Origin of the sequence: Pseudomonas sp. s4 (assembly GCF_046764235.1) — a bacterium.
Lineage (GTDB): Bacteria > Pseudomonadota > Gammaproteobacteria > Pseudomonadales > Pseudomonadaceae > Aquipseudomonas > Aquipseudomonas asiatica.
Genome location: NZ_CP177209.1, coordinates 5,937,871 through 5,962,738, shown reverse-complemented (window position 1 = coordinate 5,962,738; position 24,868 = coordinate 5,937,871). Strand labels below are relative to the sequence as shown.

The 24,868-nt window shown below is 63.6% G+C and carries 24 protein-coding genes; 10 read left to right on the top strand and 14 right to left on the bottom strand.

The window, feature by feature from the left end; translation table 11 throughout:
* The first annotated feature begins 3 nt into the window (after window positions 1–3).
* Window positions 4–726, top strand: a complete 723-nt coding sequence (trmB, locus tag ACK56M_RS27605; protein ID WP_100412796.1) for a tRNA (guanosine(46)-N7)-methyltransferase TrmB — start codon at window positions 4–6, stop codon at window positions 724–726.
* Between the two features lie 799 nt (window positions 727–1,525).
* Here trmB and ACK56M_RS27600 read toward each other — a convergent pair.
* The 9 genes from ACK56M_RS27600 to ACK56M_RS27560 all read right to left on the bottom strand — a co-directional run bounded on the left by ACK56M_RS27600 (window position 1,526) and on the right by ACK56M_RS27560 (window position 8,095).
* Window positions 1,526–1,852: a DUF3392 domain-containing protein gene (locus ACK56M_RS27600; protein WP_003257821.1), complete on the bottom strand. Its 327-nt coding sequence runs from the start codon at window positions 1,850–1,852 to the stop codon at window positions 1,526–1,528.
* A 9-nt stretch (window positions 1,853–1,861) separates the two neighbouring features.
* Window positions 1,862–3,037 carry a radical SAM family heme chaperone HemW gene (gene hemW, locus ACK56M_RS27595; RefSeq protein WP_015272151.1) on the bottom strand — a complete coding sequence of 392 codons (1,176 nt, stop codon included), beginning with the start codon at window positions 3,035–3,037 and terminating at the stop codon, window positions 1,862–1,864.
* Window positions 3,034–3,630, bottom strand: a complete 597-nt coding sequence (rdgB, locus tag ACK56M_RS27590) for an RdgB/HAM1 family non-canonical purine NTP pyrophosphatase (protein WP_015272150.1) — start codon at window positions 3,628–3,630, stop codon at window positions 3,034–3,036. The genes hemW and rdgB overlap by 4 nt, the downstream gene beginning before the upstream one ends.
* Window positions 3,627–4,061: a DUF4426 domain-containing protein gene (locus ACK56M_RS27585; RefSeq protein WP_013974622.1), complete on the bottom strand. Its 435-nt coding sequence runs from the start codon at window positions 4,059–4,061 to the stop codon at window positions 3,627–3,629. Before ACK56M_RS27585 ends, rdgB begins: the two co-directional genes overlap by 4 nt.
* A 22-nt stretch (window positions 4,062–4,083) precedes the next feature.
* Complete coding sequence (gene metW / locus ACK56M_RS27580) at window positions 4,084–4,704, bottom strand: methionine biosynthesis protein MetW (protein ID WP_015272149.1); 621 nt, start codon at window positions 4,702–4,704, stop codon at window positions 4,084–4,086.
* 7 nt (window positions 4,705–4,711) lie between these two features.
* The gene (gene metX, locus ACK56M_RS27575) at window positions 4,712–5,851 is read right to left on the bottom strand and encodes a homoserine O-succinyltransferase MetX (RefSeq protein ID WP_013974620.1); all 1,140 of its coding nucleotides are present in this window, start codon (window positions 5,849–5,851) and stop codon (window positions 4,712–4,714) included.
* A 99-nt stretch (window positions 5,852–5,950) separates the two neighbouring features.
* The gene (locus ACK56M_RS27570) at window positions 5,951–6,541 is read right to left on the bottom strand and encodes a YggT family protein (protein WP_013974619.1); all 591 of its coding nucleotides are present in this window, start codon (window positions 6,539–6,541) and stop codon (window positions 5,951–5,953) included.
* A 10-nt stretch (window positions 6,542–6,551) separates the two neighbouring features.
* Window positions 6,552–7,370 (bottom strand): pyrroline-5-carboxylate reductase, encoded by an 819-nt coding sequence (proC, locus tag ACK56M_RS27565; protein WP_015272148.1) that lies wholly within the window; start codon window positions 7,368–7,370, stop codon window positions 6,552–6,554.
* A gap of 38 nt (window positions 7,371–7,408) precedes the next feature.
* Window positions 7,409–8,095, bottom strand: a complete 687-nt coding sequence (locus ACK56M_RS27560; RefSeq protein WP_015272147.1) for a YggS family pyridoxal phosphate-dependent enzyme — start codon at window positions 8,093–8,095, stop codon at window positions 7,409–7,411.
* Window positions 8,096–8,160: 65 nt separating this feature from the next.
* Here ACK56M_RS27560 and ACK56M_RS27555 point away from each other — a divergent pair, with 65 nt between their 5' ends.
* A complete protein-coding gene (locus ACK56M_RS27555; protein WP_411959163.1) occupies window positions 8,161–9,159 on the top strand; it encodes a type IV pilus twitching motility protein PilT in 999 nt (332 codons plus the stop codon).
* A gap of 127 nt (window positions 9,160–9,286) precedes the next feature.
* Here the strand turns inward: ACK56M_RS27555 and ACK56M_RS27550 are convergent, their stop codons facing one another.
* On the bottom strand, window positions 9,287–9,922 hold the full coding sequence (locus ACK56M_RS27550; RefSeq protein ID WP_043935972.1) for a C40 family peptidase: 636 nt from the start codon (window positions 9,920–9,922) through the stop codon (window positions 9,287–9,289).
* Between the two features lie 166 nt (window positions 9,923–10,088).
* On the opposite strand from ACK56M_RS27550, the gene ACK56M_RS27545 reads away from it, so the two are divergent.
* Window positions 10,089–10,508: an NINE protein gene (locus ACK56M_RS27545; protein ID WP_013974614.1), complete on the top strand. Its 420-nt coding sequence runs from the start codon at window positions 10,089–10,091 to the stop codon at window positions 10,506–10,508.
* Window positions 10,509–10,654: 146 nt separating this feature from the next.
* Here ACK56M_RS27545 and ACK56M_RS27540 read toward each other — a convergent pair whose 3' ends face one another.
* The 3 genes from ACK56M_RS27540 to ACK56M_RS27530 all read right to left on the bottom strand — a co-directional run bounded on the left by ACK56M_RS27540 (window position 10,655) and on the right by ACK56M_RS27530 (window position 15,529).
* A complete protein-coding gene (locus ACK56M_RS27540) occupies window positions 10,655–11,353 on the bottom strand; it encodes an SPOR domain-containing protein (protein ID WP_003257831.1) in 699 nt (232 codons plus the stop codon).
* A 1-nt stretch (window position 11,354) separates the two neighbouring features.
* The gene (argS, locus tag ACK56M_RS27535) at window positions 11,355–13,091 is read right to left on the bottom strand and encodes an arginine--tRNA ligase (RefSeq protein WP_013974613.1); all 1,737 of its coding nucleotides are present in this window, start codon (window positions 13,089–13,091) and stop codon (window positions 11,355–11,357) included.
* A gap of 218 nt (window positions 13,092–13,309) precedes the next feature.
* Window positions 13,310–15,529, bottom strand: a complete 2,220-nt coding sequence (locus ACK56M_RS27530) for a primosomal protein N' (RefSeq protein ID WP_015272144.1) — start codon at window positions 15,527–15,529, stop codon at window positions 13,310–13,312.
* Between the two features lie 167 nt (window positions 15,530–15,696).
* Between ACK56M_RS27530 and rpmE the strand changes: the two genes are divergently transcribed.
* The 3 genes from rpmE (at window position 15,697) to ACK56M_RS27515 (ending at window position 18,182) form a co-directional block, all read left to right on the top strand.
* Entirely contained in the window at window positions 15,697–15,912 is a 216-nt protein-coding gene (rpmE, locus tag ACK56M_RS27525; RefSeq protein ID WP_003257833.1) for a 50S ribosomal protein L31, read from the top strand.
* A 2-nt stretch (window positions 15,913–15,914) separates the two neighbouring features.
* Entirely contained in the window at window positions 15,915–16,736 is an 822-nt protein-coding gene (locus ACK56M_RS27520) for a thermonuclease family protein (RefSeq protein ID WP_043935970.1), read from the top strand.
* Between the two features lie 177 nt (window positions 16,737–16,913).
* On the top strand, window positions 16,914–18,182 hold the full coding sequence (locus tag ACK56M_RS27515) for a malic enzyme-like NAD(P)-binding protein (RefSeq protein WP_015272142.1): 1,269 nt from the start codon (window positions 16,914–16,916) through the stop codon (window positions 18,180–18,182).
* A gap of 407 nt (window positions 18,183–18,589) precedes the next feature.
* Here ACK56M_RS27515 and ACK56M_RS27510 read toward each other — a convergent pair whose 3' ends face one another.
* Window positions 18,590–21,040 (bottom strand): penicillin-binding protein 1A, encoded by a 2,451-nt coding sequence (locus tag ACK56M_RS27510; RefSeq protein ID WP_371035194.1) that lies wholly within the window; start codon window positions 21,038–21,040, stop codon window positions 18,590–18,592.
* 207 nt (window positions 21,041–21,247) lie between these two features.
* On the opposite strand from ACK56M_RS27510, the gene pilM reads away from it, so the two are divergent.
* From pilM to ACK56M_RS27490, 4 genes are read left to right on the top strand one after another with little or no spacing between them, the layout of a single operon-like run.
* Window positions 21,248–22,129: a type IV pilus biogenesis protein PilM gene (pilM, locus tag ACK56M_RS27505; RefSeq protein WP_054572203.1), complete on the top strand. Its 882-nt coding sequence runs from the start codon at window positions 21,248–21,250 to the stop codon at window positions 22,127–22,129.
* Window positions 22,126–22,662 (top strand): PilN domain-containing protein, encoded by a 537-nt coding sequence (locus ACK56M_RS27500; RefSeq protein ID WP_139657891.1) that lies wholly within the window; start codon window positions 22,126–22,128, stop codon window positions 22,660–22,662. Before pilM ends, ACK56M_RS27500 begins: the two co-directional genes overlap by 4 nt.
* An 11-nt stretch (window positions 22,663–22,673) precedes the next feature.
* Window positions 22,674–23,675, top strand: a complete 1,002-nt coding sequence (locus tag ACK56M_RS27495; RefSeq protein ID WP_043936291.1) for a pilus assembly protein PilP — start codon at window positions 22,674–22,676, stop codon at window positions 23,673–23,675.
* Window positions 23,599–24,867, top strand: coding sequence for a type IV pilus secretin PilQ (locus ACK56M_RS27490; RefSeq protein ID WP_080604909.1), 1,269 nt, complete (start codon window positions 23,599–23,601; stop codon window positions 24,865–24,867). The genes ACK56M_RS27495 and ACK56M_RS27490 overlap by 77 nt, the downstream gene beginning before the upstream one ends.
* Window position 24,868 lies beyond the last annotated feature (1 nt).

Below are 24,868 nucleotides of genomic sequence, written 5' to 3'. Positions count from 1 at the left end.
CTGATGACTGAATCGCACGATACGCCGATCACCCCCGACGGCGAAGCCCGCCCGCACCGCCGCATCAAGAGTTTCGTGATGCGCGCCGGGCGCATGACCGAAGGCCAGCAACGTGGCCTGGAGCAGGGCGGCCCGCTGTACATCCTGCCGCTGGCCGACAGCCCGGTGGACTACGACCAGGTGTTCGGTCGCTCGGCGCCGCGCACCCTGGAGATCGGCTTCGGCATGGGCCATTCCCTGCTGGAAATGGCTGCTGCCGCGCCTGAACAGGACTTCATCGGTGTGGAAGTACACCGCCCGGGTGTTGGTGCGCTGCTCAACGGCGTGCTGAGCCAGGGCCTGAAGAACCTGCGGGTATATGACTGCGATGCCATCGAAGTGCTGAACCGCTGCGTGGCGGACAACAGCCTCGACCGCCTGATGCTGTTCTTCCCCGACCCATGGCACAAGGCGCGCCACCACAAGCGCCGCATCGTCCAGCTGGAGTTCGCCGAACTGGTACGGCGCAAGCTCAAGCCCGGTGGCGTGTTCCACATGGCCACCGACTGGGAACCGTATGCGGAGTACATGCTGGAAGTGATGAGCGCTGCCCCGGGCTATCGCAACCGTGCGGCCGACGGTACTTACGTGCCACGGCCGGAAGAACGCCCGATCACCAAGTTCGAACGCCGCGGCGAGCGGCTGGGGCACGGGGTTTGGGATTTGAAGTTCGAGAAGGTGGATTGACCGGCTGATACGGCCTTTCGATATGCCGATGCCTGCAGAAATGCAGGCGAAAAAAACCGCCTTGAGAAGGGCGGTTTTTTTATGTGAGCGACAGGACTGAGTATCCTTCGCTCTGAGGTTTCACAGAAAACCCTCACACAGTTGGCTGATCATAGGCAGCGTAGCGGGGGAACGTCAATGCTCAGAAATATCCGGCATCACGTGTGTCGGAGCGGTTAACAGTCTTGGATGAGCATTCCAAGTATCATCGCGCTGCTCCTGTGTGGATGAAATCAGTGATGGGCCGGGTAGGAGAAGAATTCTGCTTTCCGGTCCCTTCGACACGGCCTGAGAACCGTGCCGGTGCACCTCTTCGAAGGGCCATTGACCTGGCCACTTCACAGAAGACTCTCACACAGTTTTCGAAGGCATCGAAGTGCCGGTTAGATGCTGGAAGATTGGCCCGCCAACACGGAGGCCAAGGCATATGAAGCGTTTGCTTGATGCGCTGAGCCGCGTTTGGACGTTCATCCGGATTTTGACTGTGCTCAAGACCGTTCGGGACTTCATGCGCGATCACTTCGATGATGCCCGGTAAGGGCTAGTCAGGTGGTAGGGCTGCCCTGATTCTCCGGGGCAGCTTTTACAACCCATCTCTGTACTCGCCAGATTACGCGGTCATTGTAGGAGCGACCTTGTGTCGCGATGGGCCGCGTAGCGGCCCCAGGATCTCAGCGGTGAGGCAGCAATTGCTGGGGCCGCTTTGCGGCCCTTTCGCGACACAAGGCCGCTCCTGCAAGGTTCAGTGCAAGGCCGTGGTTCAGCCCCGTCGATCCGCCACCACCCCGATCAGCACCAGTACCACCAGCAACACCGGCGCCAGCGCGTAGTTGTTGAACTGGCTCAGCCCTTTCACCACCCAAGGCGTGGCATAGATCAGCGCCGCACCGCTGCCGATCATCACCAGCAGGGCCATGAACGGTACGCGCAGGGCGCCCGCCAGGCCGCCCAGGCGTTGTTCCACCCAGCCCTTGATATCGGTGCCGAACAGCACCAGCAGGCAGCCTACCAAGGCCAGTGAAATCTCCGACAGGTTGCTGCGGCTCCAGCGAGAAACCGTCGCGAGCAGATCAAGTACCAGATCCATGGGTCATCCTTAGGTCAAGAAATACTGCAGCAGGTCATTGAGGAACAACTGGCCCCTCGGCGTGGCCACCAGTTGATCCGGTTCGACCTGCAAAAGGCCCTTTTGTTCGGCCGCGCGGCGTGCCTCGCGCAGTTGTGCCAGCGGCAAACCGGTGCGTTGGGTGAACAGTTCGGCTTCCACCCCATCGGTCAGGCGCAGGGCATTCATCAGGAACTCGAACGGCAGCTCGTCGACTGGCAGCAGCTTTTCGCCGGCCTTGAACGGCTTGGCCAGGTTCAGGTAGTCCTTGGGCAGGCGAGTTTTCCAGGTGCGCAGGATGCGCCCGTCGGCGAAGGTCAGCTTGCCGTGGGCACCAGCGCCGATGCCGATGAAGTCGCCAAAGCGCCAGTAGTTGAGGTTGTGCCGGGCAGCGCGCCCCGCTTGGGCATAGGCCGAGACTTCGTACTGGCGGAAGCCGTGTTCGGCCATCAGTGCCTGGCCGGCCTCCTGGATATCCCAGAGGATGTCGTCCTCGGGCAGCTCGGGCGGCTGGTTCCAGAACACCGTGTTCGGCTCCACGGTCAGCTGGTACCACGACAGGTGCGTCGGCCCCAGGTCGATGGCCTGGCGCAGGTCGCCCAGCGCGTCGTCGAGCGACTGGTCGGGCAGGCCGTGCATCAGGTCCATGTTGAAGTTGTCGAAGCCGGCGGCGCGCGCCATGCCGGCGGCGCGGACCGCTTCATCGCCATTGTGGATACGCCCCAGCGCCTGCAGTTTGGCTGGCTGGAAGCTCTGCACACCGATGGACAGCCGATTGATACCGGTTTGCCGGTAGGCCTTGAACTTGTCCTGCTCGAACGTGCCCGGGTTGGCCTCCAGGGTGATTTCGATGTCCGGCGCAAACGGGATACGTTGTTCCACGCCACGCAGCAGCCGGCCAAGGGCGTCGGCACTGAACAGGCTGGGGGTACCGCCGCCGAAGAAGATCGAGCTGATCGGCCGGCCTTGCACGGCAGCCAGCTCCTGGTCGAGGTCGGTCAGCAGGGCGGCGACGTAGGCATCTTCCGGCAGTTCAGGCCCGGCAGCGTGGGAGTTGAAGTCGCAGTAAGGGCATTTGCGTACGCACCACGGGATGTGGATGTACAGCGCCAGCGGCGGCAGGCTGGTGAAACCCGCCGCGCCGGGGTTGGACAGCGTTTCGATCATGCCAGGCCCAGACGTTGGCGCAGCAGGGCCATGGCGCGGGCGCGGTGGCTGAGCTGGTTCTTGTCCACAGGGGCCAGGTCGGCGCTGGAGCAGCTGCGCTCCGGTACCCAGAACAGCGGGTCGTAGCCAAAGCCGTGCTCGCCACTGGCCTCGAACATGATGCGCCCGTGCCACAGGCCTTCGCACAGGATCGGCAGCGGGTCGTCAGCATGGCGCACCAGTGCCAGGACGCAGACGAACTGAGCACCGCGCTCGGCTTCAGGCACGTCTTTCAGTGCTTCGAGCAGCTTGGTATTGTTCGCCGCATCACCCTTGCCGTCGGCATAGCGCGCCGAGTAGATGCCCGGCGCGCCGCCGAGGAAGTCCACCGCCAGGCCAGAATCGTCGGCCAGGGCCGGCAGGCCGGAAATGCGTGCGGCGTTGCGCGCCTTGAGGATGGCATTCTCGACGAACGACAGGCCGGTTTCTTCCGGCTCGACCTGACTGAACTCGCCGATCGAGCGCAGTTGCACGGACGCGCCGAGCATGGCCTGGAGTTCCTTGAGTTTGCCGGCGTTGTGGCTGGCCAATACGAGTTGCTGGAAATTCATCATTCGCCTGGGAACACTTCCTGGTTGAAACTGAGGGAGTTGCTGATACCGCCGGTTTCGATATTCAGGTCGAAGGTGACGGTTTCTGGCTGGTCGATCTTGAACTGGGCGATGTAGTACACCGCGCCCTGTTCGGTGATCTGCTTGAACGACAGCGGGCTGCTGCGCCCGGTCAGGTCCTTGACCGTGCCGCTGACCACCGCCATGGCGGGTTTGTTGGCCTTGAGCACGGCGATGTTGAGTACGCCCTGGTTCTTGCTGCGTACCAGGCCGGTGGCTGCGGCCACCTCCGGTGTCAGCATGCTCGAGGTGAACGCGCTGTAGTGCACCGTCACGTCGCCAAACACTTCCTTGCGCTCGGGACGGGCAGCATCGGCAGCCAGTACCGGCAGGGCCAGGCACAGGCTGATCAGGAACAGGGCTAGGCGACGCATGGGGTGATTCCTCCGGTGGGCGTCAGACCGCGAGCTGATGTTCTTGCAGGCCCGGGCTGCTGACACGGTAGATGCCGATCTCACCTAGAAGATTAGGCCAAAGCCGGCCACCCCACCCGTTGCGGTGCAAGTGGTCGACCGCCAGGCGGTCTAGCACCTTGGCGCGGCGCTCGTGGCACAGCTCTTCGAAGTCGGCAAAGGTGCAGAAGTGGATGTTCGGCGTGTTGTACCAGGTGTACGGCATGAAGTCCGAAACCGGCATGCGGCCTTTGGTCGCCAGGTACCAGCGGCAACGCCAGTGGCCGAAGTTGGGGAAGGTGATGATGCACTGGCGGCCCACGCGCAGCATCTCGTCGAGGATGCGGTCGGGGTACTCCACGGCCTGCAGGGCCTGGGTCATGATCACCACGTCGAAACTGTTGCTGGCGAAGTTGCCCAGGCCCTTGTCCAGGTCCTGCTCGATGACGTTGACGCCCTTGGCCACACAGGCCGCGATGTTGTCGGCGTCGATCTCCAGGCCATAGCCGGTGACCTGCTTGCGGTCGCGCAGCGAGGCCAGCAGTTCGCCGCTGCCGCAACCCAGGTCGAGTACCCGGCTGCCGGCGGGGATCCAGTCGTGGATGATTTCCAGATCGGCTCTCATGCTGTCCTCAGATGGCAATGCGGTTCATGTAGTTCGAGAAACCCTGCATGTAGCGAGGCGTGGGGATCAGGAAGGCATCGTGCCCGTAAGGCGAGTCGATCTCCAGGTAGCAGACATTCTTGCGCGCGGCCATCAGGGCGTCGACGATCTCGCGCGAACGGGCCGGGGAGAAGCGCCAGTCGGTGGTGAACGACATGATGCAGTAATCCGCCTTGACGTGGGCCAGGGTGGCTGCCAGGTCGCCGCCCTGGGCGGCGGCGGGGTCGAAGTAGTCCAGCGCCTTGGTCATCAGCAGGTAGGTGTTGGCGTCGAAGCGCCCGGAAAATTCCTCGCCCTGGTAGCGCAGGTAGCTCTCGACCTGGAATTCGACGCTGTGGAAGTCGTAGTTGAGCTTGTCGCTCTTCAGCTCGCGGCCGAATTTTTCACCCATCGAGTCATCCGACAGGTAGGTGATGTGGCCGACCATGCGCGCCAGCATCAGGCCACGCTTGGGGATCACGCCCTGGTCCTGGAATGAACCGCCGTGGAATTCGGGGTCGGTGAGGATGGCCTGGCGTGCCACTTCATTGAAAGCGATGTTCTGTGCCGACAGCTTGGGAGCCGAGGCGATGTCGACGCAATGGCGCACACGCTCGGGGTAGCTGATGGTCCACTGCAGCGCCTGCATGCCACCCAGGCTGCCACCGACCACGGCGGCCCACTGCTGGATGCCCAGGCGCTCGGCCAGGCGCACCTGGCTGTGCACCCAGTCTTCCACGGTCAGCACCGGGAAGTCAGCGCCGTAGGGCTTGCCGGTGGCCGGGTTGATGCTGCTGGGGCCGGTGCTGCCGTTGCAGCCGCCCAGGTTGTTCAGGCTGACCACGAAGAAGCGGTTGGTGTCGATCGGCTTGCCAGGGCCGATACAGCTGTCCCACCAGCCCGGCTTGCGGTCGGTGGCGGCATGGTAGCCAGCGGCATGGTGGTGGCCGGAGAGGGCATGGCAGATCAGCACGGCGTTGCTCGCGCTGGCGTTCAGGGTGCCATAGGTCTCGTAGACCAGTTCGTAACTGGCCAGGGAGCGACCGCAGGCCAGGGCCAGCGGTTCATCGAACCGGGCGGTTTGCGGTACTACCAGACCGACGGAATCTTCGGGAAAGACAGTGGACATCGACCCTGCTCACGCTTGACGGAGGCGTAAGTCTAAAGAGCGCTACCCCCAGCGGCAAGCAGAGGCTTGTCGCTGGAAGCAACCAGAGTCAGCTGGGGCTCAGATCATCCGCCATAGCTCTTGTGGCATGCCGGCGTAGGCGGCCAGCGGCGGCATGACGAACGACTGGATTACCTGGATCGCGAGGAAGGCGAAGATCGGCGAGATGTCCATGCCGCCCAGGTTGGGCACGATGCGGCGGAACGGTGCCAGCACCGGTTCACTGATCTGGTAGGCCAGCTCAGCCGCCGGGTTGTGGCTGTTGGGAGCAACCCAGGACACGATCACCATGACGATCATCGCGACCCAGAAAATCTTCAGGAACAGCGAGGTGATACCGATGATGGCCCACATCAGCAGGTGCAGGATGTCACCGAAGGTCCCGTAGGTGACCATCAGCACGAAAGCCATCAGCAGCGCCTGGATGACCACCGACAACAGCAGCGACGAGGTATCCAGCCCACCAACGCTGGGGATGACTCGGCGAATCGGCTTGAGCAGCGGCTGTGTGGCGCGCACGGCGAACTGGCACAGCGGGTTGTAGAAGTTGGCCTTGACCAGCTGCAGGACAAAGCGCAGCAGGACGATCACCAGGTACAGGCTGACCAGGGTTTGCACCACGAAGATCGCGGCGCCGGACAGTGCATTCATCTGAAGCTCCTTATTTGCCCAGTTGTTCGGCCAGCTCGGCGGAACGTGTAGCCGCAGCCTGCAGCGCCTGTTCGACGATGGCTTCGAAGCCGCTGGCCTGGAACGACTTGATCGCCGCTTCGGTAGTGCCTGCAGGCGAGGTGACTCGGCGGCGCAGTTCGGCAGCATCGACATCGCTGGCAACCGCCATGCGTGCGGCGCCCAAGGCAGTCTGCAGGGTCAGCTGGGAGGCAGTTTCACGTGGCAGGCCAAGCTTTTCGCCTGCCGCGGTCATGGCTTCGATCAGCAGGAAGAAGTACGCCGGGCCGCTGCCGGAGACTGCCGTCACGGCGTCCAGTTGCTGCTCCTGCTCGAGCCACAGGGCGGTGCCCACGGCCGACAGCAGTTGCTCGGCCTGCTGGCGTTGTTCGCTGGATACTTCCGCGGTGGCGTACAGGCCGCTGACGCCCTGGCGCAGCAGTGCCGGGGTGTTGGGCATGCAGCGCACCACCGGGCGAGCGCCGACCCAGCTTTGCAGGCTGGCGCAGGTGATGCCGGCGGCAATGGAAACGATCAGCTGGCCTTCCTGCAGGTTCGGTTGCAGGGACTGGCATACGGCTTTCATGACCTGCGGCTTGACCGCCAGCACGATGACGTCGGCGCCATCGATGGCCTGGGCGTTGTTCTCGAAGGTTTCGATGCCGTGCTCGGCCTGGATGCGGCTGCGGGTCTCGGCGCCCGGGTCGCTGGCGCGGATCTGCGAGGCGTCCAGGCCCTGGGCACGCAGACCACCGATCAGGCTGGCGGCCATGTTGCCGGCGCCGATAAAGGCAATACGAGTCTTGCTCATGTCAGGTCCTTGTAGGAAAGAGTGAGTAAAGCATGGAATCAGGGCTGCCCGTAATCGCGGGCACCGAACAGGGCGGTACCGATACGCACCCAGGTCGCACCCTGTGCAATGGCCGCTTCCAGATCGTGGCTCATGCCCATGGACAGGGTGTCCAGACCAAGGCCGAGGCCTTCCTGCAACTGGCGCAGGGTGGCGAAGGCGGCTTCCTGGGCGGCGCGGTCATCAGTGGGTTCGGGAATGGCCATCAGCCCGCGCAGGCGAAGGTTGGGCAGTGCGGCTACCGCTTTGGCCAGGGCCGGCAGGTCGGCAGGGGTGCAGCCGGATTTGCTGTCTTCGCCGCTGACGTTCACCTGCAGGCAGATGTTCAGTGGTGGCAGACCGGCCGGGCGCTGCTCCGAGAGGCGTTGGGCGATTTTCAGGCGGTCCACGGAATGTACCCAGTCGAAATGCTCGGCGATGGCTTTGGTCTTGTTCGACTGGATGGGGCCGATGAAGTGCCAGATCAAGGGCAGGTCGCCGAGTGCCTGCTGCTTTGTCAGCGCTTCCTGTAGGTAGTTTTCCCCGAGATCGCATACGCCGGCGGCGTGGATTTCGCGGATGGCGCTGGCTGGCTTGGTCTTGCTCACGGCCAGCAACTGGACGCTGGCCGGATCACGCCCGGCAGCCTGGGCAGCGCTGGCGATACGGGCGGAAATAGCGGAAAGGTTGTCTGCTAGGGTGGACATGGACTGATGCCGGCGGCTGGAGGGTTTGCGGCATTCTACCTACTTGAAGGCCTTTGGGGAGTCTCATGGATGTGACCGACCTGTTGGCCCGGGCCGTGGATGCGGGGGCTTCCGACCTGCACCTGGCGGCGGGCCAGTTACCGATGTTGCGCCTGGATGGCGAGCTGCAGCGCATGGCCCTGCCGACCTTGGGCCCGGCGACCTTGACCAAGGGCTTGGCACCCTTGCTGGATGAAGACCAGCGCCGACAGTGGGCCCAGGGTGATGAGCTGGACCTGGCGCTGGAATTGCCGGCGCTAGGGCGCTTTCGGCTGAATCTGTTTCGCCAGTTGCACGGCCCTGCGGCCACCTTTCGCCTGATCCCGGGGCATATAGCCACGCTCGATGAACTCGACCTGGTCGATGTGTTTCAAGCTGTTGCGCAGTGCCGAGATGGCTTGATCCTCGTCGGTGGGCCGACCGGCAGTGGCAAGTCCAGCACCTTGGCGGCACTGCTCGACCAACTGAACCGAGATCGTGCTCTGCATATCATCACCCTTGAGGACCCTGTCGAAGTTATCCACAGCAGCCAGCGCAGCCTGGTCAACCAGCGTGAGGTCGGCCGCCATTGCGGTGGGTTCGCCCAGGGGCTGCGCAGTGCCCTGCGCCAGGACCCGGATGTGATCATGATCGGTGAGCTGCGCGACCTGGAAACCATTCGCCTGGCCTTGCGTGCGGCTGAGACCGGGCACCTGGTACTGGCGACCGTGCATACCCGTTCGGCGGTGAGCAGTGTTGACCGGTTGGTGGAGGTGTTCGCTGCCGAAGAGAAACCGTTGGTGCGGGCGATGCTGGCCGAGTCGTTGCGCCTGGTGGTAGCGCAGGTGCTGGTCAGGCGCGCGGGCGGAGGGCGGGTTGCTGCGCGGGAAGTGCTGGTGGTGACGTCAGCGGTGCGTAACCTGGTTCGGGAAGGGCGAATGGCGCAGTTGTGTTCGGTGATGCAGGCGGGTGGTGCGGACGGGATGCGGACGATGGAAGGGGCGATGCGAGGGTTGAAGGAGAGGGGGCTGATCAGCGATCTATAGTGCCTGTGCTGGCCCTTTCGCGGGTAAACCCGCTCCCACATGGATAACACAGCCTTCGAATGCTGTGGTGTACCTGTGGGAGCGGGCGTGCCCGCGAAGAGGCCGATACAGGAGAGCGCCGATCAGATCAGCGCTTGGCCAGGCTCAGTTGCTGCTGTTCTTTCGGCAGCACTCGCTTGGCCACCACGTAATGCTTCTGCCAGTAAGGCTTGCTCAGGGTGTCGATGCTCACCCGCTTGCCACGGCGTGGAGCATGGATGAAGCGGTCGTTGCCCAGGTAGATGGCAACGTGGTTCACCCGACGGCTCTTGATGTTGAAGAAGATCAGGTCGCCTGGCTTCAGGTCACCCTTGGCCACCTTGATGCCGTGGCCCTGGGCCATGGCATTGGAGGTGCGCGGCAGGTCGACGTCGGCGACGTCGTTGAAGGCGTATTTGACCAGCCCGCTGCAGTCGAAGCCTTTCTTCGGGCTGCTGCCGCCCCAGACATAAGGGGTGCCGAGCACATTTACCGCGCGGCTGAGCACATCGCTGCTCTGCTTCGGCGACATGGCAGCGACTGGCGCACCGGGCACGCTGCGGCTGATGGCGGCATTGCTTGGGCGGGTGCGCAGCGCGGTCTGCTTGACTGGTGCGTGTCTTACCGAGGCATTGGTGGTGTAGCCGGTAAAACCATTGGGAAGACGTTGCTCACGATTGGTGGCGTGGGCGGCCAGGGGCAATAATAGGCAGAGGGTCAGCCATGTCTTGAGTAAAGGCGGCATAGATGAAGCTCTTATGAATAGTTATGTGTTGGGCGCGCAACTTTATAACAGCTTTTTGATCAATCTTTGATCCGTTGGTCGATTGTCCAGGTGCCGTACGTCGGCCTGCGACAAGAAAGTCACATTTTTTCTTAGAAAATTTTCGGATAACCCACGGGGGCTATGAATGAACAGTTATCAACAGGGGGCGCCGTTTCACGACACCCACAGCAAGACCATTGGCTACCTGCTATGGATTTTCGGCTTTACCGGGTCGCATCGTTTCTATTACGGCAAGCCCGTAACCGGCACCATCTGGTTCTTCACCCTGGGCCTGCTGGGCATCGGCTGGTTGATTGACCTGTTCCTGATCCCGTCCATGGACCGTGAAGCTGACCTCCGGTTCCAGTCCGGGCGCATTGACTACAACATCGCCTGGATCCTGCTGACCTTCCTAGGGGTGTTTGGTCTGCACCGGCTGTATCAGGGCAAGTGGATCACCGCAATCATCTACTTCTTTACCGGCGGGCTGTTCCTGGTGGGGGTTCTGTATGACTTCTGGACGCTGAACAGCCAGGTTTCCGAGCGGAATGCGGGGCGGGGTTGAGTTCACATGGGGGCTGCTTTGCAGCCCTATCGCGACACAAGGCCGCTCCTACAGGGGGCGCGTAAACCCGACTTTCAGGTTTACCCGCACATTGTAGGAGCGGCCTTGTGTCGCGATAGGGGCGCAAAGCGCCCCCCGAACGCAGGTTACTGACGGGTCTGCCGCTGTTGCAGCAGCAGGTTGCTGAAACCTGCCCCGGCCAACTGCTTCTGCGCCCCGGTCAGCTGCTCGCGGTTGCTGAACGGGCCCACTAGCACGCGGTACCAGGTTTCGTCCTTGACCGTGCCCGACTCTACCTTTACCGACTGCCCCAGCAGGATGATCTGCGCGCGCACCTTGTCAGCATCGGCCTGCTTGCGGAACGAGCCGGCCTGCAGGAAGAACTGGGTGGTCGCCGCCGGCTTGATGACTGGCGGTGCCGGTGGCGGTGTCTGGCCCATCAATGCTGCCTGGGCTCGCGCCGTGTCGATCTTTGCCGCTTCGGCTGGCGTCACCGGGGTCACCGGCTGGGCCGGGACGGGTGGTGTCTTCTCTGGTACGGCCTCCGGCGGCACGATCACCTCGGACTCCGGCAGCAGCGTGTAGAAGTCGTACTTCGGCTTCACAGGCTGCTGCGGAGTGGGCTGCGCCGACTTGCCGGCTTCGGCCACTTTGTCCGCTTTCTGCTGCTCCGGCTTGGTGCGCTTGATGTCTTCGCCACCAGGCTCGAGCTTCATCAGGAACACGATGAACGCGCCTACGGTCAGGCCGACCGCCAGCCATACCCAACCGGGAATCGGCTGCTTGGCCGGCGCCGTCTGGCGGCTGGCGCCGCGTTTGGGTGCAGGTTTTTTCTTGGCAGCCAACTTACATGCGCTCCAGGGTTTCCAGGCCGAGCAGTTCCAGACCTTGCTTGAGGGTGCGGCCGGTCAGGGCCGCCAGGCGCAGGCGGCTCTGCTGCTGCTGCGGGGTTTCGGCGGCAAGGATCGGGCAGTTCTCGTAGAAGCTGGAGAACAGGCCGGCCAGGTCGTACAGGTAGCTGCACAGCACGTGCGGCGTGCCCTTGTCGGCGACGTTGTTGAGGATTTCGCCAAACTGCGCCAGGCGCGCGGCCAGGTCCTGCTCGTGGGCAGCCTGCAGCACGATGTTGCCGTCGACTTCATCGAAGCCCTTGCCCAGTTTGCGGAATACGCCGGCCACGCGGGTGTAGGCGTACAGCAGGTAAGGCGCGGTGTTGCCTTCGAAGTTGAGCATCAGCTCGAAGTTGAAGCTGTAGTCGCTGGTGCGGTGCTTGGACAGGTCGGCGTACTTCACTGCGCCGATGCCAACCACTTCGCCGATGTGGCGCAGTTCTTCGTCGGCCAGGCTCGGGTTCTTTTCCTTGACCAGCGCGTAGGCGCGTTCCTTGGCCTCGGTGAGCAGGTCGATCAGCTTCACGGTACCGCCGTCACGGGTCTTGAACGGGCGGCCGTCGGCACCGTTCATGGTGCCGAAGCCCATGTGCTCCATCTGCATCGGGTGGCCCACGAAGCCTGCGCGGCGTGCAACTTCGAACACCTGGTTGAAGTGCAGGGCCTGGCGCTGGTCGACGAAGTACAGGGCGCGGTCTGCCTTGAGCACGTTGCTGCGGTAGCGCACGGCAGCCAGGTCGGTGGTGGCGTACAGGTAGCCGCCGTCGGCCTTCTGCACGATCACCGGCAGTGGCTCGCCTTCGCTGTTCTTGAACTCGTCGAGGAACACGCACTGGGCGCCCTGGTCTTCGACCAGCAGCCCCTTGGCCTTGAGGTCGGCGACCACGTTGGCCAGGTCGTCGTTGTAGGCGCTTTCACCCATCACGTCGGCCATGGTCAGCTTGACGTTGAGCAGCTCGTAGGTCTTCTGGCAGTGCGACAGCGAAATGTCCTTGAAACGCGTCCACAGGGCCATGCAGTCCGGGTCGCCGGCCTGCAGCTTGACCACCAGGCCGCGGGCGCGGGTGGCGAATTCTTCGGATTCGTCGAAGCGCTTCTTGGCGGCGCGATAGAAGTTTTCCAGGTCCGACAGCTCGTCGCTGGTGATCGGGTTTTCTTCCAGGTAGGCCAGCAGCATGCCGAACTGGGTGCCCCAGTCGCCCACGTGGTTCTGGCGGATCACGTCATCGCCGAGGAACTCCAGCACGCGCGCCACGCTGTCACCGATGATGGTCGAACGCAGGTGGCCGACGTGCATCTCCTTGGCCAGGTTGGGTGCCGACATGTCGATCACAACCTTTTGCGCAGGGCCGGCCTTGCGCGCGCCCAGGTGGGCGTCGGCCAGTGCGGCATCCAGGCGGTTGGCCAGGGCGTCGGTGTTCTGGAAGAAGTTGAGGAAGCCGGGGCCGGCGATCTCGACCTTGCTGATGTCGGCGCTGGCCGGCAGGGCATTGATCAGTTTCTCGGCCAGGTCGCGCGGCTTCATGCCGGCCGGCTTGGCCAGCATCATGGCGATGTTGCTGGCGAAGTCGCCGTGGGTCTTGTCCCGGGCGTTTTCCACCTGGATCGCCGGCGACAGCCCTTCAGGCAGCACACCGTCGGTGACGAGTTGGGTGAGGGCTTGCTGGATCAGCTGGCGAATGGTGTCTTTCATGGGGATCTCTTTTCGACCGCAAGCGCGGTGGAGCGCTTGGATGCGCAGGTGGAAAAACTGGGCATTATCCGTGGCTGGGGGCGGGTTGCCAACCTTTGGGGTGCAACCATCAAGGGTTCCATGTTGTGTTCGAGGGCCTCATCGCCGGCAAGCCAGCTCCCACAGAAGAGTGCGCGCAACCTGTGGGAGCTGGCTTGCCGGCGATGAGGCCGGTCGATTCAGTACAGGTCTACCGGGTCGACATCCAGCGACCACCGCACCTGGCGCCCGCTCGGCATCTGCTCCAACACTAGCAACCAGGCGCTGATCAGTCGATGCAAAGGCGCCCGGGTATTGGCCTGTATCAACAGTTGTGCGCGGAAGCGCCCGGCGCGGCGCTCCATCGGTGCTGGCACCGGCCCCAGCAGCTCGATGCCGGGCAGGCGCTGTTCGGCCACCAGGCGCTCGGCGGCGGCGCAGGCCTCGTCGAGGAAACCTTCGGCCTGTCCGGGCTTGTGCGCTTCGGCGCGCAGCAGCGCCAGGTGCGAGTAAGGCGGCAGCCCGGCGGCGCGGCGTTCGTCCAGGGCCTGCTCGGCGAAGGCGAAGTAGCCCTGCTCGGTAAGCTGCACCAGCAGTGGATGGTCGGCCAGGTGGGTCTGGATGATGACCTTGCCGGGCTCTTCGGCCCGCCCGGCCCGCCCGGCAACCTGCACGATCAGCTGTGCCATGCGTTCGCTGGCGCGGAAATCGCCGGAGAACAGCCCGCCATCGGCATCGAGGATGGCCACCAGGGTCACCCGCGGGAAGTGATGGCCCTTGGCGAGCATCTGGGTGCCGACAAGGATGCTCGGCTGGCCGCGCTGGATGGTGCTGAACAGGTTGTGCATGGCGTCCTTGCGCGCGGTGCTGTCGCGGTCCACACGCAGGATCGGGTAATCCGGGAACAGCACTTTCAGGCGCTCCTCGGCGCGCTCGGTGCCGGCGCCGACCGGGCGCAGGTCAACGTGGTTGCACTGCGGGCACTGCTGCGGCAGGCGCTCGTCATAGCCACAATGGTGGCAACGCAGCACGCCGGAGCGCTGGTGCACGGTCATGCGCGCATCGCAGCGCGGGCATTCGGACAGCCAGCCACAATCGTGGCACAGCAAGGTCGGGGCGAAACCGCGGCGGTTGAGGAACACTAGTACTTGCTGGCCCGCTTCCAGGGTTTGGCGGATGGCTTGCTGCAGTGGGCCGCTGATGCCGCTGTCCAGCGGCAGGCTCTTCACATCCAGGCGCAGCATGCGTGGCGGGCGGGCACCGCCGGCACGCTGGTTCATGCGCAGCAGGCGGTAGCGACCGGTCAGGGCGTTGTGCAGGGTTTCCAGCGATGGCGTGGCAGAACCGAGCAGGATCGGGACGTTTTCCTGGTGGGCACGTACCAGCGCCAGGTCGCGGGCGTGATAGCGCAGGCCTTCCTGCTGTTTATAGGAGCCGTCGTGCTCCTCGTCGATGATGATCAGGCCGGGGTTCTTCATCGGCGTGAACAGTGCCGAGCGGGTGCCGATGATGATGTCGGCCTCGCCGTCCCGGGCTGCCAGCCAGGCATCCAGGCGTTCGCGGTCGTTCACCGCCGAATGCAGCAGGGCGATGCGGGCGTTGAAGCGTTGCTCGAAGCGGGCCAGGGTCTGCGGGCCGAGGTTGATCTCCGGGATCAGCACCAGGGCCTGCTTGCCGGCTTCCAGTGTTTCGCGGATCAGTTGCAGGTACACCTCGGTCTTGCCGCTGCCGGTGACACCGGCCAGCAGGAAGGCGCCAAAGCCGCCAAAGCCTTCGCGCACGGCGTCGAATGCTTCGCGTTGCTCTTCGTTGAGCGGCAGTTCCGGCTGTGCCAGCCAGTGTTCGTGGCGAAGTGCCGGCAGATGGCGGCGGACCTCGATCTGCACCAGGTCCTTGGCCAGCAGCAGGTCGAGGCTGTCCTTGTTCAGATTGAGCTTGGCCAGCAGGCTGTGGGCCACGCCATGCGGGTGCTGGGCCAGGGTCTTGAGGGCATCGCGCTGGCGCGGAGCGCGGGCGATGCGCGGGTCTTCCAGGCGGGCGCCGGGGGCGACGTGCCAGAAGCGCTCCTGGCGCATCTCGGCAGGTTCGCCTTGGCGCAGCAGGGTCGGCAAGGCCCAGCTCAGCGTGTCACCCAGGCTGTGCTGGTAATACTGGGCGGTCCACAAGCACAACTTGAACAGCGACGGCGGGATCGGTGATACCGGGTCGAGCAGGGCGCTGGCCGGCTTGAGCTTGTCGGCGGGCACTTCGCTCTGCTCGCACACCTCCACCAGCACGCCGATCATTTCGCGGCGGCCGAATGGCACGCGAATGCGCATGCCCGGAGTCAAGGCCTGGCGTGCCATGCTTGCCGGCGCCTTGTAGTCGAACAGGCGACGCAGCGGGGAGGGCAGGGCAAGGCGCAGGATGACGTCGGACACGCGGAAAGTCTCGGAGGGCGTTTCAAAGACTGGCGAGCCTAGCAGACGACGGTCGGTGCAAGCGACAACTTGCGTTGGCGTGATGCTCTGGTATTATTCGCCGCCTAATTACGTGCGGTATTCAACAATTGGTGTTGGGTGGCGGCACGCAGCTCGAGGAAGTGACCATGAAAGCAGATATTCATCCGAACTACGAAGTAGTTGCAGTCACCTGCAGCTGCGGCAACAAGTTTGAAACCCGTTCGACCCTGGGCAGCACCCTGGCGATCGACGTTTGCAACCTGTGCCACCCGTTCTACACCGGTAAGCAGAAAGTCCTGGACACCGGTGGTCGCGTACAGAAGTTCGCCGATCGCTTCGGTATGTTCGGTACCAAGAAGTAATCATGCGCATGGCGAACCCCTCGGGTTTCGCATTGCTGCAAAAAAAGGCGCCCCTTGTGGGCGCCTTTTTTATGGGCGTCATCTGGCAATTCCCGGCCCTGGCGTTCTGCCCGCTACCAGGCAGCCCTCAGCAGGTGGCGGTGCGCCAGGTGGTCGATGGCGATACCTTGCGCCTGGTCGATGGCCGCAGCGTGCGATTGATCGGCATCAATGCCCCGGAAATCGGCCGTAACGGGCGCACTAGCGAACCCTATGCCGAGGCCGCCAGGCAGCGTTTGCAGGCTTTGGTCAAAGCCAGCGACGGGCGTGTAGGGCTGGAGCCGGGCGTCGAGTCCAAGGACAAATACGGCCGCACGCTGGCGCATATCTACGGGCGCAATGGCGACAATATCGAAGCACAGCTGCTCAGCGAGGGCTTGGGCTATCGCGTCGCGGTTGCCCCCAATGTGCGCCTCAGCGCTTGCCAGCAGCTTGCCGAGCAGGCTGCGCGCAAGGCTGGCTCCGGGCTGTGGCGTCGTTCGCCGGTGGTGCGTGCCGGGGATGTCCGGCAGTCGGGTTTCGCGGTCATTGCGGGCCGCATCGAAGGCGTGGAGCGCAACCGTGGCGGGGTCTGGCTGAACCTGGACGGTGCGGTGGTGCTGCAGGTTCCCGCTCGTCTGCAGCGCAACTTCCCCGCCAGCTTCTTCGATAACCTCAAGGGACGCCAAGTCGAGGCGCGTGGCTGGGTGCTGGATCGTTCCCGCAAGGGCGGCCTCAAGCCCGGGCAGCGACGTTGGCTGTTGCCGTTGACCGATCCGAGCATGTTGGAGCGCATTTCAGGCTAAAAGATGTAGACATTTCGCTATTGGATTGTACACACTGTTAGGCGTATGCCCCGTGGGTTATAGCGTAAAGTCGTAGGCTAAAGGCCTTGACACAAGTGACCGACCAGTCTTGTGGCTCCCCGGCTCTTTGCGTATCCTCGGCGGTCCGTCAGAACAGTAAATAGCGGAATGCCCACCATGTCAGACCTGAAAACCGCCGCTCTCGAATATCACGCTCAACCTCGTCCGGGGAAACTGAGCGTCGAACTCTCCAAGCCCACAGCCACTGCCCGTGACCTCGCCCTGGCCTACAGCCCAGGTGTTGCTGAGCCCGTGCGTGAAATCGGCCGTGATCCAGAGCTGGCTTACAAATACACCGGCAAAGGCAACCTGGTTGCGGTGATTTCCGATGGCACCGCCATCCTCGGTCTGGGTGACCTCGGCCCACTGGCTTCCAAGCCGGTCATGGAAGGCAAGGGTGTTCTGTTCAAGCGTTTCGCCGGTATCGACGTGTTCGACATCGAAGTGGAGTCGGAAAGCCCGCAGGCGTTCATCGACACCGTTCGCCGCATCTCGATCACCTTCGGTGGCATCAACCTCGAAGACATCAAGGCGCCTGAGTGCTTCGAAATCGAGCGCACCCTGATCGAACAGTGCGACATCCCGGTATTCCACGATGACCAGCACGGTACCGCCATCGTGACCGCTGCCGGCATGATCAACGCCCTGGAAATCGCCGGCAAGAAGCTGGAAAACGCCAAGATCGTCTGCCTGGGTGCCGGCGCTGCCGCCATCTCCTGCATGAAGCTGCTGGTAAGCATGGGTGCCAAGGTCGAAAACATTTACATGATCGACCGCAGCGGCGTGATCCACGCTGGCCGTGACGACCTGAACCAGTACAAGGCGCAGTTCGCCCACGCCACCGACAAGCGCACCCTGGCTGACGCCCTCGACGGTGCCGACGTGTTCGTAGGCCTGTCCGGCCCGAACCTGCTGAGCGCCGAAGGCCTGAAGTCGATGGCTGCCAACCCGATCGTGTTCGCCTGCTCGAACCCGGACCCGGAAATCTCGCCAGAGCTGGCGCATGCCACTCGCAGCGACGTGATCATGGCTACCGGTCGTTCCGACTACCCGAACCAGGTCAACAACGTACTGGGCTTCCCGTTCATCTTCCGTGGTGCCCTGGACGTTCGCGCCAAGCGCATCAACGAAGAAATGAAAATCGCCGCCGCCATCGCCCTGAAAGATCTGGCCAAGCTGCCAGTGCCGAAGGAAGTGTGCGACGCCTACGGCGTACAGGCTCTGGAATTTGGTCGTGAGTACATCATTCCGAAGCCGTTGGACGCACGCCTGATCACCGTCGTTTCCGACGCTGTGGCCAAGGCCGCCATCGAATCCGGCGTGGCAACCCTGCCGTATCCGAAGCACTACCCGCTGACCAGCGTGGATGACGTGTTCAAAGGCTGATTGCTGCCTGGCGACACAAAAAAGCCCCGGCTCGTATGAGCCGGGGCTTTTTGTTTGCCGTTGTGAAGGATGTGTCAGGGCTGCTGGTGTTTGCCATGGCAAATTTGTCGCCTATGAGATCGAGCGCCGCCCGCGCGGCGCTTCGCGGCACAAGGCCGCTCCCACATTTGTTGCAACGTGGCCATGTCTGTGAGGCCATGGTTGTCAGCCTTGTTGGCATGACTGGATTTCAAGGTGGGCATTGATGCCGCCCCGTCTGGCTAAAACCATGCACTAAGGCGGGCAACCATGGCCTGACAGGTTCGGCACGTTGCAACAAATGTGGGAGCGGCCTTGTGCCGCGAAGCGCCGCGCGGGCGGCGCTCGATTTACGCGCCCACGCAAAAACCTGAGACAAGCACCTGCCGTCAGAACAGGTCCATCGGCGCCGCTTCATCCGCCGGCAGTGGGCTGCCCGGTGCTGCGCCAGTGCCCAGTTCGTCCACCGACGGCGGCGAGTCCTCGGCCTTGAACAGCTCGAAGTAGGCATTCGGCGTGCTCGGCGAAGCGGCACGGCCGCTGACCGGGTCGACGCGCAGGCTGAGGATGCCTTCCGGTTCTGCCGGCGCATGCGCAGGCTTGTCCTTGAGTGCCGCGCCCATGAAGCTCATCCAGATCGGCAGTGCCGCCGTGCCGCCGTACTCGCGGCGTCCAAGGGTTTCGGGCTGATCGAAGCCGACCCACACGGTGGTCACGTAGTCGGCGTTGTAGCCAGAGAACCAGGCGTCCTTGGACTCGTTGGTGGTACCGGTCTTGCCTGCCAGGTCGGTGCGGCCCAGGGCCAGCGCCCGGCGGCCGGTGCCGCGCTTGATCACGTCCTGCAGCATGCTGGTGAGGATGTAGGTGGTGCGACCGTCGATGATCCGCTCGGCCACGGCCGGCGCCTGCGGTGCAGAAGCCACCTGGCTGAAGGCAGCGGGTGCCTCGCCAGGCATGGCGGTTGTGCTGATCGGCTGTTCGGGCGCGGCCACACCCGCCTGGTCCTCGGCACCTTGCGGTACCCGAGCCGGGTTGGCGGTGAACAGCGTCTCGCCGCTGCGGCTTTCGATGCGATCGATCAGGTACGGGGTGATCTTGTACCCGCCGTTGGCAAAAGTACTCCAGCCTGTGGCGATTTCCATAGGGGTCAGGGTGGCGGTGCCCAGTGCCAGCGACAGGTTGCGTGGCAGGTCCTGCTTGTTGAAGCCGAACTTGGCGATGTAGTCGATGGTGCGGTCCACGCCCATGGCCTGCAGCAGGCGGATCGACACCAGGTTGCGCGACTTGTACAGCGCTTCGCGCATGCGGATCGGACCAAGGAAGGTATTGGTGTCGTTCTTCGGTCGCCAGACTTTGTCCAGGTACTCGTCGACGAACACGATTGGTGCATCGTTGACCAGGCTGGATGCGGTGTAGCCACTGTCCAGTGCGGCGCTGTAGATGAACGGCTTGAAGCTCGAGCCCGGCTGACGCTTGGCCTGCATGGCGCGGTTGTAGTTGCTTTGCTCGAACGAGAAACCGCCGACCAGGGCGCGGATGGCGCCGTTGTAAGGGTCGAGGGTGACCAGCGCACTCTGCGCGCCAGGTACCTGGCTGAACTTGAACTTGCCATCCTCGAGGCGCTGCACGCGCACCAGGTCGCCAACCTGGGCCACATCTGCCGGTGACTGCGGCGCACGGCCCTGGGAGTTGCTGTTGATGAACGGGCGCGCCCATTTCATGGTGTCCCAGGCCACCTGCTCTTCCTGGCCGCTGCGGGTCAGCACCTTGAGGCCGGTTTTTTCAACCTGGGTGACGATGACCGGCTCCAGGCCGCCGAGGCTGCGCTGCTTGCCCAGTTCCTGCAGCCAGGCTGCCTGGGTGCGGCCCGGGAAGCGTGCTTCGGGCCCGCGGTAGCCGTGGCGCTCATCGTAGTCGGAGAGACCGTTGAGGATGGCCTTGTTGGCCATTTCCTGCATGTCGCTGGGCACCGTGGTAGTGACGCGGAAGCCTTCGGTGTAGGCGTCGCTGCCGTAGCGACCGACCATTTCGGCGCGGGCCATTTCGGCGATGTAAGGCGCATTCACTTCAGGCGTGGGCACGTGGTAGCTGGCGTTGAGCGGCTCGGCCAGGGCCGCCTGGTAACTGGCTTCGTCGATCTTGCCCAGCTTGTACATGCGGCCGAGGATCCAGTCGCGGCGCTCTTTGGCGCGTACGGGGTTGGCCAGCGGGTTGAAGCGCGAGGGTGCCTTGGGCAGGCCGGCGATCATCGCCATCTGCGCCAGGCTCACGTCGCGGATCGACTTGCCGTAGTACACCTGCGCGGCGGCATCGATACCGTAGGCGCGGTTGCCCAGGTAGATCTTGTTCACGTACAGCTCGAGGATCTCGTCCTTGGTTAGCTCACGCTCGATCTGCAGGGCCAGCAGGATTTCATTGGTCTTGCGCGAGAAGCTGCGCTCGCTGGTGAGGAAGAAGTTCTTCGCCACCTGCATGGTGATGGTACTGCCGCCGGTCTGGATATGGCCGGTTTTCACCAACTGGGTCGCGGCGCGCATCAGGCTGCTGGGGTCGACACCGTAGTGATTGAGGAAGTTGTCGTCCTCGGCCGACAGAAGCGCCTGGATGAATTGTGGGGGAATTTCCTCGAAGCGGATCGGTGAGCGACGCATTTCGCCGAACTCGGCAATCAGCTTGCCGTCGCTGCTGTACACCCTGAGGGGGATCTGCAACTGGATGCTTCTGAGCGACTCGACCGAGGGCAGGTTGGGGCTAAGATACAGAAACGCACCGCTCACACCGAGTACGAGCGCGCAGATGACTGCGACGGAAGACCACCAGAAGAACTTCAGCAGACGTATCAAGGCTTTTCGGTGTCCAGGTTGGGAGTGGATTGCACGCAGGTCCGGCGGACCAAAAAACGCTGGGCATTATAAGCATTTTTTCGCCTCTCCGGGTTACCGGCCAGGCTGCCCGTCGCCTCGATGGGCAGGCGCGGCCTAGTGCTGACGCGGGGTTGGGGCAGGTAGCCGCGAAAGATGGCGGCGACAGACAACAAGGATGCCACGATGCTAGGACGCTTCGGCAAGGATGCCGGTTCACTCGTGGGGGTGGAAATTGCCCCTGACTCCGTTCGGATTGTGCAACTGCAGCGGCGTAACCGGCGCTGCCGGGTGCTTGCCTCGGTACAAGAGCCGTTCGAATCATTGGCTGGCAGTGATTGGGCGGCAGAGCCTGGCGCCGTGGCGGCTGCCTTGAGGCGCGCCTACAGGCGCAGCGGCCTCAGACAGCGCCGGGTCGCGCTGGCACTGCCGGGTAACCAGGTGATCTGCAAGCTATGCCACCTGCCAGTGGAACAGGGCGGTGCAGAAGTGGAGGCGCAGCTGCTGGCTGACGCCGAACGGCTGTTTCCATTTCCGCTGGAAGACCTGGCCCTGGATTTTCAGGTCCTGGGCGGTTCTCGCGTCCAGCCAGGCTGCGCCGAGGTTATGGTGGCGGCATGTCGGCAGAGCGCACTGGCGCCACTTGAAGGCATCGTCGAGGAGGCAGGGCTGCAACTGGAGGCCGTGGAGGTCGACAGCATTGCCTTGGGGCGCATGCTGCCGCAGGGCCGGCACCAAAGCTCGGCGTTGCTGCGTATCGAGGCGCACAGCACCATTCTTTATGGCTGGCATTCGGGGCAGCCTCAGCAACGGCGTGAGCTGAGCCTGGGGCTGTCGACGATAACCGGGGCGCTGCCAGAGCGCCTGCTGGCCTTGCTCGCCGGTGAGCCTTTGCCGGAATGCCTGTTGATTGCCAGCTGTTCTCCGGTCGAAGCGGGCCAGTTGCAAAGCCTCGGCTCCCAGCTGAACCTTCCGTGCCGCCTGGTGCCTGACCTGGCGCGCCTGGAACACGTCGATGGTGCGATGATTCTGGCTTGCGCCCTGGCTCTCGGAGGATTGCGTCGATGATGCGGCTGAACCTTCTGCCCTGGCGCGAACGGCAGCGGCAAGCCGCGTTGCGGTCTTTCCGCAGGCAACTGGTCGCCGGCGCTCTACTGGCCCTGTGTGGCGTGATGTTGGTCGACCAGCTGGCGCGCCAGCGCGGGGAGCAGCAGGCGCTGGCCAATACCCGGCACCAGGCAGCCCTTGAGGCGTTGGGCGAGCAGTTGCAGCCGCTGGCCGATGTGCATGCGCAGCATGAGGCGCTGCTGGCACGCGTGGTGGCGCTGGAAGCACTGCGCGCCCATCAGGATGTGCTGGTCGGGGTCTTCGCTGACCTCGAGCGGGCGTTGCCGGTGGGTGTGCAACTGCTCGACCTCAGCCTGGAAGATGGCAATCTGCAGATGACCGGGCTGGCCAAGTCAGGTGCCGTGGTCGCACAGTTCATGCGTGACCTGAGTCGCTCGAGTGCGCTGGTCGGTTTGGAACTCAAACGCGTCAGGAGCCTGCCAGGCGGCGATGAATTCCTGCTGGGGGCGCGCGTTTCGGCGTTCTGGTCGTGAATGTTGCGCAGGTGCTCGGCTGGCTGGCCATGGCCGAGAGCTCCAGCCGCTTCAGGCAGCTGGCGCCAGTGCTGGTGGCCTTGGCGTTGTTCGGCCTGGGCTGCGCCATACGTCTGCCTGCAGCGCTGCAACAGCAGGCGCAGGAGGAGGCTCGGCACGCCGAGTTGAACGAACAGCATTCAGCCGGCGCGGTGCAACTGGCCGAGTTGGAGCAACTCCACGCGTCGGTAACCATCGCCGAGCAACGCTTGCGCGAGGCGCACTGGCACCTGGCGGCCGGTGAGGGCATGAGTGACCTTCTCGAGCGTCTGGCGGCTTCGGGGCACGCGCATGGCTTGCTGATCGAGCGCTTCGACGTTCATGAAGACGAACAGCAGGCCGGTTTCCGCCAGGTGCCGCTGGAGCTACAGGTGGTGGGGCGATACGCGGCATTGCGCCAGTGGCTGGGTGACTGGTTGGGCCAGGCGCGTGTTTTGCGTAGTGGTGACCTGCAACTGGCTCCAGCAGATGGCAAGCCTGGGCTGCTGCGCCTGCAGTTGCGGGTTGATGCCTATCAGGCGCTGGCGCCAGTGCCGCAGCCTGCGATGCTAGCGCGCATGCCAGCCAGGGGCGGGACGGCAGCGCCCGCAGTCGACCCGTTTGCGCCTGGAGCGACGCGATTGTCGGCCAGCGGGTTGGCCGGCGTGCCTTTGGCGCAACTGGAGATGGTCGGCAGCCTGTCACGTGGAGCGGAACACGAAGCACTGCTGATGGCGGCGGGCAGGCTCTATCGCGTACGCCCTGGGGACCGGGTCGGGCGTGACCAGGGGGTGGTGGCGAGAGTTGATCAATCCCAGGTCGAAGTACGCGAACGGCTGTTCATGGCAGGGGGGTGGCATGAACGCACGGCGTTCATCACGCTGGCAAAGCACCTGGGCAAGGAGGCCCCGGACGACGATGAAAAGATTGATGAAATGGATGCTGGCAGCCCTGCTGCCGTTCCCGCTGGCGTCGGCAATGCCTTATCAGGGTGAACCACTGTCGCTGAACTTCCAGGATGTGGAAGTGCGCTCGGTGCTGCAGGTGCTGGCTGACTATGCCGGTGTCAACCTGGTTGCCAGCGATGCCGTGCAGGGTAGCGTCACCTTGCGCCTTGAGGATGTTCCATGGGACCAGGCGCTGGATCTGGTGCTGCGCAGCAAGGGCTTGGCCCGGCGACAGGAGGGCAATGTGCTGTTGGTGGCGCCCGCGGCGGAGTTTGCCGCGCAGTCTGTCGATGCCCATGTGGGCCAGGCGCTGGATGCACAGTTGCAGCCGTTGCGTCGGGAGCTGTTGCCCATTCATCACGCCAAGGCCGCCGAGCTGGCAGAGCTGCTGCTGGCGAGCCTGGCGGATGACGGCATCCTCAACGGTCGGGGCAGCCTGAGTGTCGATGAGCGCACCAATACGCTGGTGGTGTACCAGCCGGCAGACCGCCTTGCCGAACTGAGGCAGCTGGTGGCGCAGCTGGATGTGCCGGTGCGTCAGGTGGCGATCGAGGCACGTATCGTCGAGGCCAACGTCGATTACGAGAAAAGCCTGGGGGTGCGCTGGGGTGGGCCGCTGTATGTCGAGAACCCGCGCCCGGGCAAGGATCTGTTCGTCGATCTCGGGGTGGAGCGGGTGGGCGGTAGCATCGGTCTGGGCTTGTTGCGTGGCGATGTGCTGCTCGACCTGGAACTCAGTGCCATGGAAAAGAGCGGCAACGGCGAAATCATCTCGCAGCCCAAGGTGGTCACGGCCGACAAGGAAACGGCCAGGATCCTCAAAGGCACCGAGGTGCCGTACCAGGAAACCAGCAAGAGCGGCGCCACCTCGGTAGCGTTCCGCGAAGCCTCGTTGTCGCTGGAAGTGACCCCGCAGATCACTCCGGACAACAAGGTGATCATGACCGTCAGGGTGACCAAGGACGAGCCGGATTACGTCAATGCCTTGAACAACGTACCGCCGATCCGCAAGAACGAGGTCAATGCGAAGGTTCGCGTGACGGACGGAGAAACGATCGTGATCGGTGGCGTGTACTCGACTTCGCAAAACAATGTGGTCGACAAGGTGCCATTTTTCGGCGATCTGCCGTATGTTGGGCGGCTGTTTCGACGCGATGCATTACAAGAGAAAAAATCCGAGCTGCTGGTCTTCCTGACTCCGCGTATCATGAGTGACCAGGCGATTGCTGTGAGTCGTTGAT

Excerpts from the sequence above, each read along its gene's own strand:
- ACK56M_RS27545 (WP_013974614.1), top strand. The coding sequence starts at position 10,089 with ATGAACAGTTATCAACAGGGGGCGCCGTTTCACGACACCCACAGCAAG.
- ACK56M_RS27500 (WP_139657891.1), top strand. The coding sequence starts at position 22,126 with ATGATGCGGCTGAACCTTCTGCCCTGGCGCGAACGGCAGCGGCAAGCC.
- ACK56M_RS27555 (WP_411959163.1), top strand. The coding sequence starts at position 8,161 with ATGGATGTGACCGACCTGTTGGCCCGGGCCGTGGATGCGGGGGCTTCC.
- proC (WP_015272148.1), bottom strand. The coding sequence starts at position 7,370 with ATGAGCAAGACTCGTATTGCCTTTATCGGCGCCGGCAACATGGCCGCC.
- ACK56M_RS27570 (WP_013974619.1), bottom strand. The coding sequence starts at position 6,541 with ATGAATGCACTGTCCGGCGCCGCGATCTTCGTGGTGCAAACCCTGGTC.
- argS (WP_013974613.1), bottom strand. The coding sequence starts at position 13,091 with ATGAAAGACACCATTCGCCAGCTGATCCAGCAAGCCCTCACCCAACTC.
- metW (WP_015272149.1), bottom strand. The coding sequence starts at position 4,704 with ATGAGAGCCGATCTGGAAATCATCCACGACTGGATCCCCGCCGGCAGC.
- metX (WP_013974620.1), bottom strand. The coding sequence starts at position 5,851 with ATGTCCACTGTCTTTCCCGAAGATTCCGTCGGTCTGGTAGTACCGCAA.
- ACK56M_RS27550 (WP_043935972.1), bottom strand. The coding sequence starts at position 9,922 with ATGCCGCCTTTACTCAAGACATGGCTGACCCTCTGCCTATTATTGCCC.
- ACK56M_RS27520 (WP_043935970.1), top strand. The coding sequence starts at position 15,915 with ATGCGCATGGCGAACCCCTCGGGTTTCGCATTGCTGCAAAAAAAGGCG.
- hemW (WP_015272151.1), bottom strand. The coding sequence starts at position 3,037 with ATGATCGAAACGCTGTCCAACCCCGGCGCGGCGGGTTTCACCAGCCTG.
- ACK56M_RS27490 (WP_080604909.1), top strand. The coding sequence starts at position 23,599 with ATGAAAAGATTGATGAAATGGATGCTGGCAGCCCTGCTGCCGTTCCCG.
- pilM (WP_054572203.1), top strand. The coding sequence starts at position 21,248 with ATGCTAGGACGCTTCGGCAAGGATGCCGGTTCACTCGTGGGGGTGGAA.
- ACK56M_RS27600 (WP_003257821.1), bottom strand. The coding sequence starts at position 1,852 with ATGGATCTGGTACTTGATCTGCTCGCGACGGTTTCTCGCTGGAGCCGC.
- trmB (WP_100412796.1), top strand. The coding sequence starts at position 4 with ATGACTGAATCGCACGATACGCCGATCACCCCCGACGGCGAAGCCCGC.
- ACK56M_RS27585 (WP_013974622.1), bottom strand. The coding sequence starts at position 4,061 with ATGCGTCGCCTAGCCCTGTTCCTGATCAGCCTGTGCCTGGCCCTGCCG.
- ACK56M_RS27515 (WP_015272142.1), top strand. The coding sequence starts at position 16,914 with ATGTCAGACCTGAAAACCGCCGCTCTCGAATATCACGCTCAACCTCGT.
- rpmE (WP_003257833.1), top strand. The coding sequence starts at position 15,697 with ATGAAAGCAGATATTCATCCGAACTACGAAGTAGTTGCAGTCACCTGC.
- ACK56M_RS27560 (WP_015272147.1), bottom strand. The coding sequence starts at position 8,095 with ATGTCCACCCTAGCAGACAACCTTTCCGCTATTTCCGCCCGTATCGCC.
- rdgB (WP_015272150.1), bottom strand. The coding sequence starts at position 3,630 with ATGATGAATTTCCAGCAACTCGTATTGGCCAGCCACAACGCCGGCAAA.